The following is a 15676-nucleotide window of genomic DNA, read 5'->3' as shown; positions in this document are numbered from 1 at the left end:
TCCAGTGTTCGGCCCGGTGGTGATGCATCTGCAGGGACAGGGTCTGGCCCGGGTTGACGATAATCCGCTTGACCTGGAAGCGTTCGGCGCAGACCAGGGTCTCGTAGCTGCCCCAGGGCCGGTAGACCCGGGAGTGAAGAACGGCCTCTTGCCGGCCCGCGGCCTTCAATTGCGCCACGATGTGCTTGACGTCCTGGACCCGCTCGCGATCGGCCACCAGCACCGCGTCGGGGGTCTCGACCACCACCAGGTTGTCCACCCCGGTGGCCGCCACCAGGCGCGATTCACTGCGGAAATAGCTGTCGCGGCAGTTGTCCAGCAGCACGTCGCCCTGGGTGGCATTGCCGCTGTCGTCGCGCTCGGCCACCTCCCACAGGGAAGACCAGGCGCCGACATCGCTCCAGCCGCAGTCCAGCGCCACCACCGCACCGTTGTCGGTGTGTTCCATCACCGCGTAGTCGATGCTGTCCGCGGGGCAGGCCAGGAAGGCCTCGCTGTCCGGGCGAATGAAGTCCAGGTCCACCGCGGCCCCCGCCATGGCGGCGCGGCACTGTTCCACCATCTGCGGCTGCTCACGGGCCAGTTCCTCCAGGTAGCTTGACGCCCGGAACAGGAACATCCCGGCATTCCACAGGTAACTGCCGCTCTCCAGGTAGGCCTGGGCCGTCTCCAGGTCGGGTTTTTCCACGAAGCTGTCCAGGGCAAAGCTGTCGTCGCCGAGACTCGCGCCGCAGCGCACGTAGCCGTAGCCGGTCTCGGGGTGGCTCGGCACCACACCAAAGGTGACCAGGCGACCGGCGCGGGCCAGGGGCAGCGCCACGCTGACCGCCTGGGTAAAGGCCGCCACGTCGCGGATCAGGTGGTCCGCCGGCAGCACCAGCAACAGCGCATCGGGGTCACGGGCCAGCTCGCGCAGCGCCGCGAGGGCCACGGCTGGCGCCGTGTTGCGACCCTCGGGCTCCAGCAGCAGCGCACCGGGCTTGAGATCGACCTGACGCAGCTGCTCGGCCACCATGAAACGGTGTTCCTCATTGCACACCACCACCGGCGGGGCCGCCGTCAGGCCGTCAGTGCGCGCCAGGGTTGCCTGTAACATGGACAGCTCACCCACCAGGGGCAGGAACTGCTTGGGATGAAGCTCGCGGGAGACTGGCCAGAGTCGGCTGCCTACACCGCCGCAGAGCAATACGGGGGTTAACATCAGGTTCCTTGGCTGGTTTCGACTTCCGCCTTGAGGCGCTCTATCTCTGCCTTCAAGTTTTCATACTCCGCCATCTTCCGCTTCAAAAAGTGCGCAGTCAGCTTCGTCTTCGCCCTCACCCCCCGCGGCGTCAGCAGGTAGGCATACTTCAGCTTGTTCGGATTCCGGCTGAAGTTCTCCACCTTCACCCAGCCCTTCCCCACCAGGGCCTTGAGACAATAGTTCAGCCCACCCAGGCTGATACCCAGCTCCTGGGCCATCTGGCGCTGGGTGATATCCGGCTGGTCCTGCAACAGGCGCAGGACTTTCAGGTGCTGTTCGGTAGTGGACATGATCTTATTCGAGGCTGATTTGGCGTATTTCGGCGTGAAATCCGGGGGCCGGGCAGGCTACCGCAGGGAATGCACGCGCTGGGTGCTTCCCGGGTTTCTGGCAGTGTTGCCTTGGGGTGCTGGTTTGGCTGGTGCCTGGGCACGAATACCCTGATACCTAGCCTGTTCAGCTTCTGAACAGGCTAGCGAGACTGGAAAATGATTGCAAGCACCGCGCGTGGATTTACCGGGAAAGCGCTCAACCGTAGCCTTCCGGATTCCCGCTCTGCCAGCGCCAGGCATCCTCGCACATCCGCTCGATACCCAGTTCGGCTCGCCAACCCAGCTGCGCCTCCGCCAGTGACGGATCAGCCGTCAAGGCCGCCACATCCCCCGGGCGCCGGGCCACGATGTCGTAGGGCACCGGGCGGCCGCTGGCTTGCTCGAAGGCGCGAACCACCTCCAGCACCGAGTAACCGCGACCGGTACCCAGGTTGAAAGCGCGGCAACCATGATTCCCGGCGGCGTATTCCACCGCCTGCACATGCGCCCGGGCCAGGTCCATGACATGGATATAGTCGCGCACCCCCGTGCCATCCGAGGTCGGATAGTCGTTGCCGTAGACCCGCAGGCGCTCCCGCCGCCCCACCGCCACCTGGGCCACAAAGGGCATCAGGTTGTTGGGCTCGCCCTGCGGGTCCTCGCCGATACGGCCGCTGGGGTGGGCGCCCACCGGGTTGAAGTAGCGCAGCAGTACCGCACTGGCGGCACTCTGGCTGGCACACCAGTCGCCGATCAGCTGCTCCATCACCAGCTTGGTGCGCCCATAGGGATTGGTCACCGCCAGCGACGCCTGCTCGTCCACCGGGTTGGTCTTGGCATCGCCATAGACCGTGGCCGAAGAGGAAAACACCAGCCGATGCACCCCCGCCGCGTCCATCGCCTGCATCAACGCAATGGTGCCGCTGATGTTGTTGTCGAAGTAGGCCAGGGGCTGTTCGCAGCTCTCCCCCACCGCCTTGAGCGCGGCGAAGTGAATCGCCGCCTCGACGCCACCCTCCAGGGCCTGGGCCAGCTTGGCCGGGTCGCGGATGTCCCCTTCCACAAAGCGCAGGCTGCGGCCGGTGATGGCCTCGACCCGGCGCAGGGCTTCGGCGGCGCTGTTGCACAGGTTGTCGAGCACGGTCACCGTGTGCCCGGCTTCCAGCAGCACCACACAGGTGTGGCTGCCGATATAACCGGCGCCGCCGGTGACGAGGATATGCATGAATGAGCCCTATTAGCCGAGAAAATAGTTACTGCAAAGGCAGGGACAGGGCCATTTTCGCACGGCACAATGGGCGCTGTCTTTGCCAGCGCACAGGATGTCACCCCATGCCCAGCGAACCCTACACCCCCGAGACCCTCGGCCGCGCCGAGGTCGATGCCCTCCCCGGCCTGGTGCTGCTGGAGTTCGGCACCGACTGGTGCGGCCACTGCCAGGGGGCGCAGCCGCGCATTCGCGAGGCGCTCGCCGGTGCGCCGCCGCTGCAACACCTGAAAATCGAGGACGGCCCCGGCCGCCCGTTGGGCCGCTCGTTCCGGGTGAAGCTGTGGCCGACCCTGGTGTTGCTGCGCGATGGGGTCGAGGTGGCGCGGGTGGTGCGGCCGCAGTCGGTTGCGGAGGTGGTGCGTTTGTTTGGGGATCATTTCTGAGCAAACTCTCCGTAGAGATGCCCGTTTCATCAGATGTGGCCAAGCGCTTGCCAGCGGCTCTGCCCTGTTCCAGAGTTGAGCTGTGCCCCTAAGGGTCAGGACCTGCAACTCGAGGGCACCAGACACTGACCCGCACCGCCACGGAGGGCGCCATGGCCAGTCATCAACACGATACCGGCTACAAGGAACTGTTCAGTCATCCGGAATTTGTCCAGCAACTGATGGAGGGTTTTGCGCCGCCCGAAATCGCCGCTTTGATGGATTTCGACACCCTGCAGATCCACAGCGGTAATTATGTCACGCCGCTGTTTGAGGAGAAGTTCGAAGACGTGGTCTGGTCGGTGCAGATCGACTGGCAGGGGCTCAGCTCGCGGGCCTGCCGCCGGTACTGCCGATCGTATTGTACAACGGCTCACCGCGCTGGACGGCGCGACAGAACATTTACGACCGGATCCAACCAGAACCACCCGAGTTTCTGCGGGTGTACCAGCCCCACTTGCGCTTCTACTTGGTTGACGAGGGACGCTATACTGAAGAGGAATTGGCTGCCCGACAATCGCCCCTGAGCGGGGTCTTCGGCATCGAAAATGCCTCGCGGAACCTGGAGTCACTGCAGCGGGCGGTGGATCGCATCGTGGAGATCCTCCAGGCCGACCCGAACAAGCAGCGCACCGATGCCATCGTCACCCGCTGGCTGAAGCGACATCTGCGGTGGCTGGGGGCAGGTGCGGAGCTGGAGCAGCTGAACAGTGTGGTGGAGGAGAAAGATATGCTGGCGCAAAATTGGAAGTATTTGGGTGAGAAGGAGCGGCTGGAGGGACAACTCCAGGGCCGACTCGAGGGTGAGCGCCATGTGCTGGAGCGGCAGCTAACCCGACGCTTTGGGGAATTGCCCGCCTGGGCAACTGAACGGCTGGCATCGGCTACTGCGCAGCAGCTGGAAGCCTGGGCGGACGAGGTTCTCGTGGCAGGCAGCCTCGAAGAGGTATTCGAAGGCGCATCGGACACAAAGGCCTGATCAGTATTAGGCCGCCCGAGCCTGTTCCAGCGACAGGCATCATTTTTCGGCAAAATCTCCGCGGAAACGTTCTTTCCATCAGATTCGGGCACTACCTTGCCAGGCCGGGCGCCCTGCCCCATAGTCTACCGGCTTGCTGAGGAAATCATCTGCAGGAAGTGAAAACTGGCCGCCACGGAGGGCGCCATGTTGACCTTGCTGGATCCGAAAAACGACTACGTTTTCAAGCGCCTTTTCGCGGGGACCCGGAGCTGACGGTCGCCCTGATCAACGACCTGAGGCCGGATCTGATGCAGGTCGAGTCGGTGGAAATTCTGAATCCGACCATCGACGCTTCGGAACTAGGCAGCAAGGGCATTGTGCTGGACGTCCGCGCCCGCTGTGTCAACGGGCACCAGTACAACATCGAAATGCAGGTGCAGCGACAGCTGCGACTGGGATGCCCGCAGCCTGTTTTACCTAGCACGCCTGCTCTCGCTGCCGGCGAGGAGTACCAGGCCATGACCAGCGCCATCGGGATCCATTTACTGGATTTCGATCTATTCCTGGCCAACAACGCCCAGCGGCAACAGGCACTCTGGCGCTTCGAAATGCGCGATGCCAGCCTGCCTGACGTGCTGCTGGGAAGCGAGCTACAATTGACCGTGATTGAACTGAAAAAGGCCGATCGCCTGGGACAGGCACCCGCCACCGCCGGGGACTGGGTGCGCTTTTTCCAGCATTGGCAGGAGGAGTCGATCATCTCAGATGTTACGCACGAGCCGGTCAAAAAGGCCATGAGCAGCATCCGGCAGCTCAGTGCCGACGAAGAGCGGCCCAGCGCCTGGCCGAGGCCCGCGAATGGGGCCGCATCAACTGGAACCTAAGTATCGGGTCCGCTCGGCGGGAGGGGCTGGAGGCAGGCAGCCTTGAGTAGGTGTTTGCGGGCAGCCAGGGCTAGGGGCCTGACGGGAGCCTCGCAAACTCTCAAGAAAATCCGTTAACTGGCAAGTTACGCTGCCCGTAACTTGCTCTACAATCCCCCGCCATGAAACTGACACTCAGCCAGATCGAGAGCATGGCCGGGCCCACCACCCTGGCACGCGGGCGCAACTATTTTCGTGAGGGGCGGGTAGGCATCCTGAACGCTCATGAGCAGGGCATCCATGCCGAGGTGCGCGGCTCCGGCAACAAGCGCTACCACACGCACCTGTACACCCACGACGACCTCCTGACCTCCGACTGTAGCTGCCCGGTGGGCATGGACTGCAAACATGGGGTGGCCACAGCCTACCAGTGGCTGGAGCAGGTGCCGGCAAGTCCGCAGGTGGATATCGAACACTGGCTGCGACAGCTGGATGAAGCCGCCGATATCGCCCCGGCACCTCCCGCACCGGCGAAAAGCCACATGCTGTACCAGCTGCAGCTGATCGATCGTTCCGGGTCGAGACTTCCCCTGCCCCAGCTACTCACCTTGAAGGGCTATCTGAAGAAAAACGGCCAGTGGAGCCAGCTGCGCGTGTTCAATCCTTCCCCCTACGACTACGCCTATCTGCAGCCGGCCTATATGCAGAACGTCGACGCCGAAATTCTGAAGATGCTGGGGCATCAACGCCTCTCCACCGGTTTTCGGCCCGCCGATGAAACCGGCAGCATTGTGCTGCAGCGGGCCCTGGCCACCGGGCGGCTCTACCTGCATGACCCCGCCAGCACTGCGCCGCTGCGCCTGGGTCCGGCGCGCGGCCTGCAGTGGCAGTGGCGCGAGGAGGCAGGCCATTGGCAGCTGCATGCCGAACCGGCGGATCTGGGCGGCTTGGAAGAAGCGGAAGAAGGGGAAGAGCCGAAAGGTTCCGGGGCCCTGGAGGCAAGGGAGAGCTGGCAATTTATCGACGTGAGCCCGCCGCTCTACCTCGACCCCCGCCGCGGTGAGCTGGGCCTGCTGGCCAGCGACATGCCCGCCAGCCAGCTGCGCCTGCTGCTGGACATGCCCCCGGTGAGCAACGCCGAGCTCGGTCGGGTCGGTCAGCAACTGCGGCAGCATTTCCCCGCCACCACCCTGCCGCTGCCGGAAGAGCCGGATATCCTCACCCTGGATACCCCGGTACCCCACCTGATCCTGGTGGCCGCGGACGCCGGCGCCGGCTATCGCGTGCCCGGCGCGCTGCTGCACTTTAGCTACGGGCCGGTGCGCGTCGAGGCCATGTATCAGCCCGGGGCCGCAATGAACTGGGACAGCTTCCAGCATTGCGAAGGGCAGGATTATCTGGTCGCGCGCGACTGGGAGCGGGAAATCGCCTATGGCGACCAGCTGGTCGACCTGGGGCTGGCCCTGTATGACCAGATAGGCCAGCACGCCAATATCTGGACCGTGAACTCAGACACCAGTATCGAGCTGCTGCGCCGCTGGCGAATACTGGAGCGAGAGGCCCTGCCCCAGCTTCAGGACGAGGGCTGGCAGATCGACACCGATGTCGACTACCACATCCCCGTCCACACCCTGCAGATGGACCTGAGCATCCGTGACGCCGAGCGCAGCTGGTTCGACTTTGAGCTGTCCCTCAACCTGGGGGAGCGCAAACTGCCCACGGAGACACTGGTCGCCCACTGGCTGGAGAACGGCGCCCCCGACGACCTGCTGATACCCACCGAGGAAGGCTGGCTGCAACTCGATGCCCGCCCCCTGCAGGGCCTGCGCGACCTGATTGAGTCCCTGTTTGGCGAACAGCCCCTGGACGGTCCAATACGCCTGCCCGCTTTTCGGGCGGCGCAGCTGCCCGAGTCCGCCGCGCTCGACGACCGCGAAGCACCACTGACCCGCCAGTTGGCGGCACAGCTGCGGGAGTTTCGCGGTCTGGAGGCGGTACCGCCTTCGCCGCATCTGCAGGCCGCATTGCGCGCCTACCAGCAGCAGGGGCTGGACTGGCTCTACTTTCTCTACCGGCACGGTTTCGGCGGCATCCTGGCGGATGACATGGGGCTGGGCAAGACCCTGCAGACCCTGGCCCTGCTCCAGCACCTGAAGGACGAGGGGCAGCTGCAGCGCCCGGCTCTGGTGCTAGCCCCCACCAGCGTGGCGGCCAACTGGTTGCGCGAAGCGGCACACTTCGCCCCAACCCTGCGCAAGCTGTTGCTCCACGGGCCTGATCGCAAGGCGCATTTCGACAGCATCGACCAGCAGGACCTGGTGGTGAGCACCTACCCCCTGCTGCTGCGTGACCGCGAGGTCTATCGCGAGCGGGAGTTCAGCCTGATCGTGCTGGACGAGGCCCAGGCGATCAAGAACCCCAATACCAAGCTAGCGCGGGAAATGCGTCATCTGTATGCCCCCTGCCGCCTGTGCCTGAGCGGCACACCCCTGGAGAATCACCTGGGGGAGCTGTGGTCGCTGATGGACTTCGCCCTGCCCGGCCTGCTCGGCGGGCAGCAGCATTTTCGCCAGCACTTTCGCACCCCGATCGAAAACCACGGCGATCGCGAACGACAGCGGCAACTGGCGGCGCGGGTAGCGCCCTTCCTGCTGCGCCGAACCAAGGCCGAGGTGGTGGCCGAGTTGCCGCCGAAGACCGAAACCATCGAATACGTGGAGCTCTCGGGGCGCCAGCGTACCCTCTACGAAAGCATCCGGGTGAGCATGCAGAAGCGCATCCGCGATCTGATAGCCAGGCAGGGTATGGCGCGCAGCCATATCGCCTTTCTGGATGCCCTGCTGAAACTCCGTCAGGCCTGCATCGACCCGCGCCTGGTCAAGCTAGACAAGGCCCGCGGCATTCGTGAGAGCGCCAAGCTGGAATGGCTGCGGGAGGCCCTGCCGCAGCTGCTGGAGGAAGGCCGCAACCTGCTGATCTTCTCCCAGTTCACCGAGGTACTGGGGCTGGTGGAAGGCGAGCTCAAGGCCCTGGGTATCGACTACAGCAAGCTCACCGGGCGCACCCGCAAGCGCCAGGCTGCCATCGACCGTTTCCAGCAGGGCGAGGTGAGCGTGTTCCTGATCAGCCTCAAGGCCGGCGGCAGCGGCCTCAACCTGACCGCCGCGGATGTGGTGATTCATCTGGACCCCTGGTGGAACCCGGCGGTGGAGGCCCAGGCCAGCGACCGCGCCCACCGCATCGGCCAGGACAAGCCAGTGTTTGTCTACAAGCTGATCGCCGCCGGCACGGTGGAGGAGCGTATCCAGCAGCTGCAGGGGGAAAAGCGCGACCTGGCGAATACGCTGTTCGATGACACTGGTACCGCGGGTTTGCCCAAGGATGGCGAGGCGCTATTGGCATTGCTGGAATAAGCGGGGAAGCTGCACAGGAAGCTGTGCTTACTCCGTCCTCAGTTAGGGTCCTGTCTCACCCCCAGTACCGCCAGGTAGCCCACCACTGCGGCCTCCCGGGAAAAGTGCGCCGCGCGCTCCCGCCCACGGCCATCACGAGGTGTCGCTAATGCCGCCTCGATGGCCGAGGCCATGGCCACGACATCGCCTACCGGGACCAGCCGCCCCCAGCGGCCGCCTTCGAGAATCTCCGCGGGACCGTGGGGGCAGTCGGTGGCGATCACTGTCGCCCCACAGGCCAGCGCCTCAATCAGGACCGTGGGCATCGCCTCGGTCCGCGAGCTGAGCACGACCACGTCGGCGGCGCGCATGTAGGCGTAGGGGTTATCGACAAAGCCCGCCAGTTGAACGTCTTCGGCCAGGCCCAGTCGATCGATGCCGGCCTGCAGCGCCGCGCGTTCCGCGCCTTCCCCGAGAATCAGCAAGCGCGCCTCGCGCTGCTTCCGCACACGGGCAAAGGCCCTGATTAGGACCGGGAAATCTTTCTCCACCGACAGACGACCGACCGCGAGCATGACTGGGGCGGCGCCGGGCTCAAACCAGGGGTGCTGCAGCGCTTCGTTCGCCTGCGCATGGAGCTGCTCGCTGACCACCGGGTTATGCACAACCCGTACCTGGCGCGGGTCCAGGGCGGCACAGGCAGCGACATCGTCGGCAACCTGGCGGGACACTGCGACGACGGCGCTGGCATGTGGGTAGCTCCAGCGCATCAGGCGGGGCACGAGGCGCGCGCTGATGCCCCGCTGTGTACGCAGAAAGTGACTCGGTGTGGTGTGCTCACTCAGCACCAGCCGGCCGCGACGGCCCGCGAGCCACCAGGCGCACACGGCGGCGCAGTTGATTCGCGTGGTCGCCGACAGCACGGCCGAGGGTCTCTCCCTGGCAAGGTAGCGCAACAGGGGGAACAAGGCCCGCAGGGTGCTGGCGGCGCGCAAGTCCACCACCCTGGCACCCGGGGGAACCTGCGGCAAAAACTCCCCCGAGGCCCGCAGCACCAGCAGGTCCACCGCGATACCCCGGCTCAACAAGCCTTCCGCCAGGCTCAGCATCACACGGGTGACGCCGCCGCCGGCAAAGCTGATCATGAGCAGGGAGATTTTCACGGCGTCCAGTCGTATGCCAGGGCTTGCAAGGATACATGAGCACCCGGGCAGGAGCATCGCAGGGCGTGCGACCCCGCCCCCACGCCTGTCGCCGGCACAGGCCCGCGCGCGTCTCCGCGGGCACTTTCTCGAGATTTCCCCAATCCCCCGCCCCCCATCTCTGGCCCTGCCACCGGATACGCGTACAATCCCCTGAGCAAGAGGCAGGGCACCGGACGCATGACCGACACGGCAGGGCACAAGCAACAATCACCGCGGCGGGCAGGCAGATGGGGGCACACGGCCCTGCTGGTTATCCTGCCCCCCTTGCTCGCCCTGGCGCTGCTGTGGCTGAGCATCCCGCTGTTCTACCCCGACGACCTGCGCCCGACACCGGCCGGCGACACGCTGCGACTCAAGGGCGAGGATTTTCGCGCCGTGGTCGCGCGCCGTGCTGAACCCGGCGAGGACGGCAGCCTGAGCATCCTCGAATTGAAGCCCGCCCGGCGAAATGGCGCATGGATTGGCGAGGGCGTGTTCAGCGCGGATACCCGCTCGGGCCTGGACGCACCTTTGCCCGCAGAGGCATTCAGTCAGCTGCGCCTGCACCTCGAGGGTGTGCAGCCCCGGCAGCAGGTGCTGCTATTCTGGCGCACCACCACCGCGCCGACCCAGCAGCGCTTTATCAAGCTGGAGAACCTGCCCAACGGGGTCAGCTGGCACACCCTGCCCGCCGACGATGTCTGGGAGGGACAGATCCTGGAGGTGGCGGTCGGCGTGTTTGGGCGCGGCAAGCCGCAAGCGCTGACCTTGCACTCGCTGACTCTGGCCGCAACAGACCGAAACACGGTGGCGCAGCGCGCGCTGGAGGAGTGGCGGCGCTTCGTGCCCTGGTTGCAGTCCTCCACCAACCGCTATGACCCGGGCCGGGGCGCGACGATCTGGGAGCCCGGCGCGGCGGCCGCCCTCTGGGCCGGCCTGGCCCTGCTGATCCTGGTCACCTGGGTATTGCTGACGCGGGGCTACCGGAACCCCCGGGGCCCGGTGATTGCCGGCCTGTGCAGCGTCTTCCTGCCCTGGCTGTGCCTCGACCTGCTGTGGCAGGAACAGTTGCAGCAGCAGCTGGATGTGACCCGGGCGCGCTACGCCGGGCTGGACCAGCAGGCCAAGCACCAGCGCGAAGATGACGCCAACCTGCAGGCCTTCGCGGCCGAGCTGCAACAGCAGCTGGCGCCCCTGCGGGGCAAGCGGGTGTTCCTGCTCAACGACCTGGATGTCGGCCACAAGTACCACCGCCTGCGCCTGCAGTTTCATCTGCTGCCCCTGAACATCCACAACTACGGTCGCTACCTGCTGCCCCCCGGGCAGATGCGCCCCGGTGACCATGTTCTTCTGCTCGAGCCGGCCACGGCGGTCGAGTTCGATGTCGTGAACGGCCTGCTGGAGGACGCCTTCTTCCGCTATCGCGCCACGCGCCTGCTCAAGCACCCCCTCGGCGCGCTGTACCGGCTGGAGGCCCCCCTGCCCATGGAGGGACAGCCCTGATGCCCCTGCTCGATGGAATCAGCCTGAGCGGCCTGTTGCTGGCGACGCTGCTGCCCTGGCTGGCGGGCACCGCCCTGCTGCGCCTGCTCTTGCCGAAGTCACCCTGGACCCTGTCCCTGGGACACGGCTACCTGCTGGGGCAACTGCTGGTGGTGCTGCTGTTGCTGGCCTGGGATCGCGCGGGCCTGGATCTGGCCTGGTGGCCGCTGGCCGGTTTGCTGGCGCTGCTGACCCTGGTATTCGGCGCACCCTCCCTCTGGCGCGCCCCGGCGCGTCCGCGGCTGCCGTCCCTGGGCTGGCGCGACGCCCTCTGGCTATTGCCGCTGCTGCTCTTCCTCGGGCTGCGCGGCAGCCTGATGGCGGAGGAGCTGGCCCTGCGCCCGCTCTTCCCCTGGGACGCCTGGATGAACTGGGCGCCGCGGGCGGTGGTCTGGTTCGAGCATGCCCAGCTGACCGCCTTCGGCTCGCCCGAGGCCTGGCTGCAAACCGCCCCGGGGGAGGAGCTGTACACCCTCGGCAACCGCCCCGCCGGCAACTACCCGCCGGGCATTCCCCTCCTGCTGCTCTGGCACATGCTCGGTGCGGGCAGCGCCGACCACACCCTGGTCTACCTGCCCTGGCTGCTGCTGGGGCCGGCGATGGCGCTGGCCCTGTGGGGTCACCTGCGCGAAGCCGGGGCCGGGCGCGTCCTCGCCGCCCTCGCGGTCTACACCCTGCTCAGCATGCCGCTGCCGGCATCCCACATGATGCTCGCGGGTTACGCCGACCTCTGGCTGGGGGTGGCGTTTACCCTCGGGGTACTCGCCCTGGCACAGTTACAGGCCAGCGGCCGTCCGGGCTACGCGCTACTGGCCGTCGCCATGTCCCTGTTCTGCGGGCTGCTGAAAAACCCGGGGCTGGGCTTTGCCGCACTGCTGCTCGGCGGCCTGCTGCTGGTCTACTGGCGCCCGCCCCTGCGCTGGCTGCTAGCGCCGACCCTGGCGGGCCTGGCCCTCTTGCTCGCCGGCCTGCTGGCAGGCCTGAACCCGGACTGGGTCGCGGCCATGGATGCCCGCCCGGCGCTGGACCTGCCGGGCAATCTGCCCGACCTGAAGCTGCGCCTGAGCCCCCTGCTGCCCTACCTCGGCGAGACCTTCTTCCTGGGTGCCAATTGGCACCTGCTGGGGGTACTGGTGGTGGCCGCCCTCGCCGCCAGCCTGGTGCTGCCCGGCCGCGGCAGTCTCTGTGATATCGCCCTGTTCCTGCTGGTCGCCGGCACCGCCCTGCTGGTCTTCGTGTTCGGCTTTACCCAGTACGCCGGGAACGTGAGCGTGGGGGTCACCTTCCACCGCGCCTTCCTCTACGTGGTGCCGCTGGCCGTCTACGTCGCCTTCGCCCGACTGGCACCGCTGCTGCGCGCGCAGGGAGCGGGGCGATGCTGAGCCCGACACCCCCGCCCGCCGACAACCCCGCCGCCCTGCGCCTGGCGCCTTTACTGGACGCACTCGCCCTGGGGCTGGCCAGCTACGCCGCCTGGTGGTGGCGCTTCGAGCGCGGGGAGATGCCGCCCAATTACCTGACGGCCACGGTCCTGGGGATGCTGCTCGCGCTGGTGCTGTTGCCCGCGGCGCGCGCCTACCGCTCCGCCTTGTGGAGCCATCCCCTGCGCGGGGTCATTGCCGCTGGCCCCGGCGTGATCGCGGTGTTCGCAAGCCTGGTGCTGCTGGCAGCCCTGACCAAGAGCACCGCCGACTTTTCCCGCCTGTGGATGGCCGGCTGGCTCGCCCTGGCGCTGCTGGCCATGGCCCTGTGGCGCCTGGCCTGCCGCCCCCTGAGCGCAAGCCCGCTGCGGCAGGTGCTGGTGCTCGGCAGCGGCAAGCTGGCCGGGGCGCTGTGCCAGCGCCTGGCCGCCTCGCCCCGGGTGCGGGTGGTGGGCTGCGTCTCGCTGCCCGGGGAGACTCCGCTGGAGGCGCGGGACAGCGTGCCCGCCGTCCTGCCCCTGGGGAGTCTCGATGAACTGGAGGGCCTGCTCGCCGCCAGCGAGACTCCCGTCGACGAACTGTGGCTGGCCCCGGACCAGGCGCCGGGGCCCGGTGACGAAGACCTGGTGACCCGCCTGCGCCTGTACAGCCTGCCGGTGCGCTACGTCCCCGACCTGAGTGTGCTGCAGCTGATCGGCCAGCGCCCCAGCCAGGTCGAGGGCATCACCCTGATCGAGCTCAACGCCACGCCCCTGGACGGCCCCGACGCCCTGATCAAGGCCGTCATGGACCGGGTGCTCTCGGCCCTGCTGCTGGTGCTGCTGTCGCCGCTGCTGCTGGGCATTGCCCTGGCCATCCGCCTCGACTCCCCCGGGCCGGTGCTGTTTCGCCAGCCGCGCCACGGCGGTGGCGGGCGCATCATTCCGGTGCTCAAGTTCCGCAGCATGTTTCACCACGACAATCCCGGGGACCACCGCCAGGCGAGCCGGGACGACCCGCGCATCACCCGGGTGGGCGCCTTTCTGCGCCGCAGCAGCCTGGACGAGCTGCCGCAGCTGATCAACGTGCTGCGCGGGGAGATGTCCCTGGTCGGGCCGCGCCCGCACCCGGTGGCCCTGAACGAGGAGTACGCCCTGCGCCTGGGCACCTTCATGCAGCGCCACCGGGTGCTGCCGGGCATCACCGGCTGGGCGCAGATCAACGGCTACCGGGGCGAGACCGATACCCTGGAAAAGATGGCCGGCCGCCTGCAGCACGACCTCTACTACATTGAACACTGGTCCCTGGGCCTGGACCTGTACATCCTTATGCGCACTGCACTGATCGGCTGGGGGGGCCGCAATGCCTACTGAAACACGACGGCCCAACCTGTTCCTGGTGGGGGCCCAGAAAAGCGGCACCACCACCCTGGCGGTGATGCTCCGCCAGCACCCCGAGGTGTTCATGTCCACGCCCAAGGAGCCGGGCTACCTGGCCTTTGGCGAGGCCGGCTACACCGGTCTCGACGGCTACGGGCGCCTGGCCCACGCCGCGAGCTGGGTGGTCCGCTCGGAGGCGGCCTATCTCGACCTGTTTCGCGACACCGATGCGCGTCAAAGCGTGCTGGGGGAAGCCAGCACCTGGTACCTCTCGGAGCCGGGCTGCGCCGAGCGCCTGCGCGCCTACAGCCCGGAGGCGCGCATCGTGATGATCCTGCGCCAGCCGGCAGAGCGCGCCTACTCCGCCTGGAGCCACGCCCGGCGCGACGGCGAGGAACCCTGCGAGCGCTTCGCCGACGCCCTCGACGCCGAAGCCACGCGCAGCAATCCCTCTCACCTGCTGCGCTACCGCGAGATGGGGCACTACGCCCGCTACCTGCGCCACTACCGCGAGGTCTTCGGGCGCGAGCGGGTACTGGTGCTGTTCTACGAAGACCTGCGGGACCACCCGGAACGGCTCTGGCGGCAGTGCTGCGACTTCCTGGGTATTCAGGCAATTCCCGCGCCCACGGCCCACCGGCAGAACCGCTCGGGCATGCCCCGCAGCCGTCTGCTGCACAAGGTCCTGCGCGCCGAGGGTTTCAAGCGCGCGATCAAGGCCCTGCTGCCCCTGGGCTTCACCGCCTGGGTCAAGGGGCAGGTGGACGCGGTCAACCTGCAGAAGTTGCCGCCCATGGACGCCGAGGATAAAGCCCGGCTGACGGCCGAATTTGCCGACGAGATCCGCGAGCTGGAGGCCCTCACCGGTCGCGACCTGCGGCACTGGCTGACAGCGGGGCGAGGCGCCAATGGCTGACCCCCGCCTGCAGGGGAAGGCCGTGCGCACTTTCGCCGGCTGCGGCATCCAGCCGGAGACCCAGGCCGAGTTGCTGGCGCAGCTGCTGCCCCGCCTGCAGGCCGGGGAGCGCCGGCTGCTGGTGGGCCACCACAACCTGCACAGCCTCTACCTCTGCCAGCGCGACACCCGGGTGCACGACTTCTATCGCCAGTGCTGCCGCTGCTATGTCGATGGCGTGCCGGTGCTCTGGCTGCTGCGCGGCGCCGGCCTCGACCTGCGCGGGGCCAGCCGCTTCAGTTTCATGGACAGCCTGCCGGCGCTGTTCGACCAGGCCCAGTCCCTCGGCGTGCGGGTCTTCTACCTGGGCAGTGCCCCCGAGGTGGTGGCCCGCGCTGAACGCTGGGTGGCGCGGGAGTGGCCGCAGCTGGCGGCGGGGTTTCACCACGGCTACTTTGACTCGCGCGGCGAGGCCGGGGACAGCCGCGCGGTGATCGACACCATCAATGCCTTTCGCCCCGACCTGCTGCTGGTGGGCATGGGCATGCCGCGGCAGGAAGCCTGGGTGCTGGCACACCGGCAGGCGCTGGACGCGGGGGCAATCCTGCAGGCGGGGGGCACCCTGGACTATTACACCGGGGCCCAGGCCCGCCCCCCCGAGCGCTGGAGCCGCCTGGGCTTCGGCTGGCTGTACCGGCTGCTGCACGACCCGCGACGGCTGTGGCGGCGCTACCTGGTCACCCCCTGGGCCCTGCTGGGCCCGTGGTGGCGACTGCGCCGCGACCTGCGCCGCGTGGCCCCGGGGACGGACTGA

Annotated in this window: 13 protein-coding genes and 1 pseudogene; 10 read left to right on the top strand and 4 right to left on the bottom strand. The window is 67.3% G+C overall.

Annotation, left to right across the window (positions count from 1 at the left end; all coding sequences use genetic code 11):
• The 3 genes from ACYVGS_RS08045 to galE form a co-directional block, all read right to left on the bottom strand.
• A partial coding sequence (locus ACYVGS_RS08045; RefSeq protein ID WP_460588150.1) for a mannose-1-phosphate guanylyltransferase/mannose-6-phosphate isomerase occupies positions 1 to 1201 on the bottom strand: 1201 nt, incomplete at its 3' end.
• On the bottom strand, positions 1201 to 1533 hold the full coding sequence (locus ACYVGS_RS08040) for a MarR family transcriptional regulator (RefSeq protein ID WP_460588149.1): 333 nt from the start codon (positions 1531 to 1533) through the stop codon (positions 1201 to 1203). The genes ACYVGS_RS08045 and ACYVGS_RS08040, both read right to left, overlap by 1 nt.
• A gap of 238 nt (positions 1534 to 1771) precedes the next feature.
• Positions 1772 to 2779 carry an NAD-dependent epimerase/dehydratase family protein gene (gene galE / locus ACYVGS_RS08035; RefSeq protein ID WP_460588148.1) on the bottom strand — a complete coding sequence of 336 codons (1008 nt, stop codon included), beginning with the start codon at positions 2777 to 2779 and terminating at the stop codon, positions 1772 to 1774.
• Positions 2780 to 2886: 107 nt separating this feature from the next.
• Here galE and ACYVGS_RS08030 point away from each other — a divergent pair, with 107 nt between their 5' ends.
• The 5 genes and pseudogenes from ACYVGS_RS08030 (at position 2887) to ACYVGS_RS08010 (ending at position 8483) form a co-directional block, all read left to right on the top strand.
• On the top strand, positions 2887 to 3207 hold the full coding sequence (locus tag ACYVGS_RS08030; RefSeq protein WP_460588147.1) for a thioredoxin family protein: 321 nt from the start codon (positions 2887 to 2889) through the stop codon (positions 3205 to 3207).
• Positions 3208 to 3359: 152 nt separating this feature from the next.
• A pseudogene (locus tag ACYVGS_RS08025) lies at positions 3360 to 3548 on the top strand (Rpn family recombination-promoting nuclease/putative transposase); the annotation flags it as partial.
• A gap of 59 nt (positions 3549 to 3607) precedes the next feature.
• Complete coding sequence (locus ACYVGS_RS08020) at positions 3608 to 4225, top strand: DUF4351 domain-containing protein (protein ID WP_460588146.1); 618 nt, start codon at positions 3608 to 3610, stop codon at positions 4223 to 4225.
• A 158-nt stretch (positions 4226 to 4383) separates the two neighbouring features.
• Positions 4384 to 5091: a PD-(D/E)XK nuclease family transposase gene (locus tag ACYVGS_RS08015; RefSeq protein ID WP_460588145.1), complete on the top strand. Its 708-nt coding sequence runs from the start codon at positions 4384 to 4386 to the stop codon at positions 5089 to 5091.
• 161 nt (positions 5092 to 5252) lie between these two features.
• A complete protein-coding gene (locus ACYVGS_RS08010) occupies positions 5253 to 8483 on the top strand; it encodes a DEAD/DEAH box helicase (protein ID WP_460588144.1) in 3231 nt (1076 codons plus the stop codon).
• Between the two features lie 38 nt (positions 8484 to 8521).
• Here ACYVGS_RS08010 and ACYVGS_RS08005 read toward each other — a convergent pair whose 3' ends face one another.
• Entirely contained in the window at positions 8522 to 9625 is a 1104-nt protein-coding gene (locus ACYVGS_RS08005) for a glycosyltransferase (RefSeq protein ID WP_460588143.1), read from the bottom strand.
• Between the two features lie 219 nt (positions 9626 to 9844).
• On the opposite strand from ACYVGS_RS08005, the gene ACYVGS_RS08000 reads away from it, so the two are divergent.
• From ACYVGS_RS08000 to ACYVGS_RS07980, 5 genes are read left to right on the top strand one after another with little or no spacing between them, the layout of a single operon-like run.
• On the top strand, positions 9845 to 11149 hold the full coding sequence (locus ACYVGS_RS08000) for a hypothetical protein (protein ID WP_460588142.1): 1305 nt from the start codon (positions 9845 to 9847) through the stop codon (positions 11147 to 11149).
• Positions 11149 to 12570 (top strand): hypothetical protein, encoded by a 1422-nt coding sequence (locus ACYVGS_RS07995; protein WP_460588141.1) that lies wholly within the window; start codon positions 11149 to 11151, stop codon positions 12568 to 12570. Before ACYVGS_RS08000 ends, ACYVGS_RS07995 begins: the two co-directional genes overlap by 1 nt.
• Complete coding sequence (locus tag ACYVGS_RS07990; RefSeq protein WP_460588140.1) at positions 12564 to 13961, top strand: undecaprenyl-phosphate glucose phosphotransferase; 1398 nt, start codon at positions 12564 to 12566, stop codon at positions 13959 to 13961. The genes ACYVGS_RS07995 and ACYVGS_RS07990 overlap by 7 nt, the downstream gene beginning before the upstream one ends.
• Positions 13951 to 14883 (top strand): sulfotransferase family protein, encoded by a 933-nt coding sequence (locus ACYVGS_RS07985; RefSeq protein WP_460588139.1) that lies wholly within the window; start codon positions 13951 to 13953, stop codon positions 14881 to 14883. Before ACYVGS_RS07990 ends, ACYVGS_RS07985 begins: the two co-directional genes overlap by 11 nt.
• The gene (locus tag ACYVGS_RS07980) at positions 14876 to 15676 is read left to right on the top strand and encodes a WecB/TagA/CpsF family glycosyltransferase (protein WP_460588138.1); all 801 of its coding nucleotides are present in this window, start codon (positions 14876 to 14878) and stop codon (positions 15674 to 15676) included. Before ACYVGS_RS07985 ends, ACYVGS_RS07980 begins: the two co-directional genes overlap by 8 nt.

The organism is Haliea atlantica (genome assembly GCF_054779855.1).
This window is presented reverse-complemented; position numbering and strand designations above follow the sequence as displayed.

Excerpts from the sequence above, each read along its gene's own strand:
- ACYVGS_RS08040 (WP_460588149.1), bottom strand. The coding sequence starts at position 1,533 with ATGTCCACTACCGAACAGCACCTGAAAGTCCTGCGCCTGTTGCAGGAC.
- galE (WP_460588148.1), bottom strand. The coding sequence starts at position 2,779 with ATGCATATCCTCGTCACCGGCGGCGCCGGTTATATCGGCAGCCACACC.
- ACYVGS_RS08030 (WP_460588147.1), top strand. The coding sequence starts at position 2,887 with ATGCCCAGCGAACCCTACACCCCCGAGACCCTCGGCCGCGCCGAGGTC.
- ACYVGS_RS08010 (WP_460588144.1), top strand. The coding sequence starts at position 5,253 with ATGAAACTGACACTCAGCCAGATCGAGAGCATGGCCGGGCCCACCACC.
- ACYVGS_RS08000 (WP_460588142.1), top strand. The coding sequence starts at position 9,845 with ATGACCGACACGGCAGGGCACAAGCAACAATCACCGCGGCGGGCAGGC.
- ACYVGS_RS07995 (WP_460588141.1), top strand. The coding sequence starts at position 11,149 with ATGCCCCTGCTCGATGGAATCAGCCTGAGCGGCCTGTTGCTGGCGACG.
- ACYVGS_RS07990 (WP_460588140.1), top strand. The coding sequence starts at position 12,564 with ATGCTGAGCCCGACACCCCCGCCCGCCGACAACCCCGCCGCCCTGCGC.
- ACYVGS_RS07985 (WP_460588139.1), top strand. The coding sequence starts at position 13,951 with ATGCCTACTGAAACACGACGGCCCAACCTGTTCCTGGTGGGGGCCCAG.
- ACYVGS_RS07980 (WP_460588138.1), top strand. The coding sequence starts at position 14,876 with ATGGCTGACCCCCGCCTGCAGGGGAAGGCCGTGCGCACTTTCGCCGGC.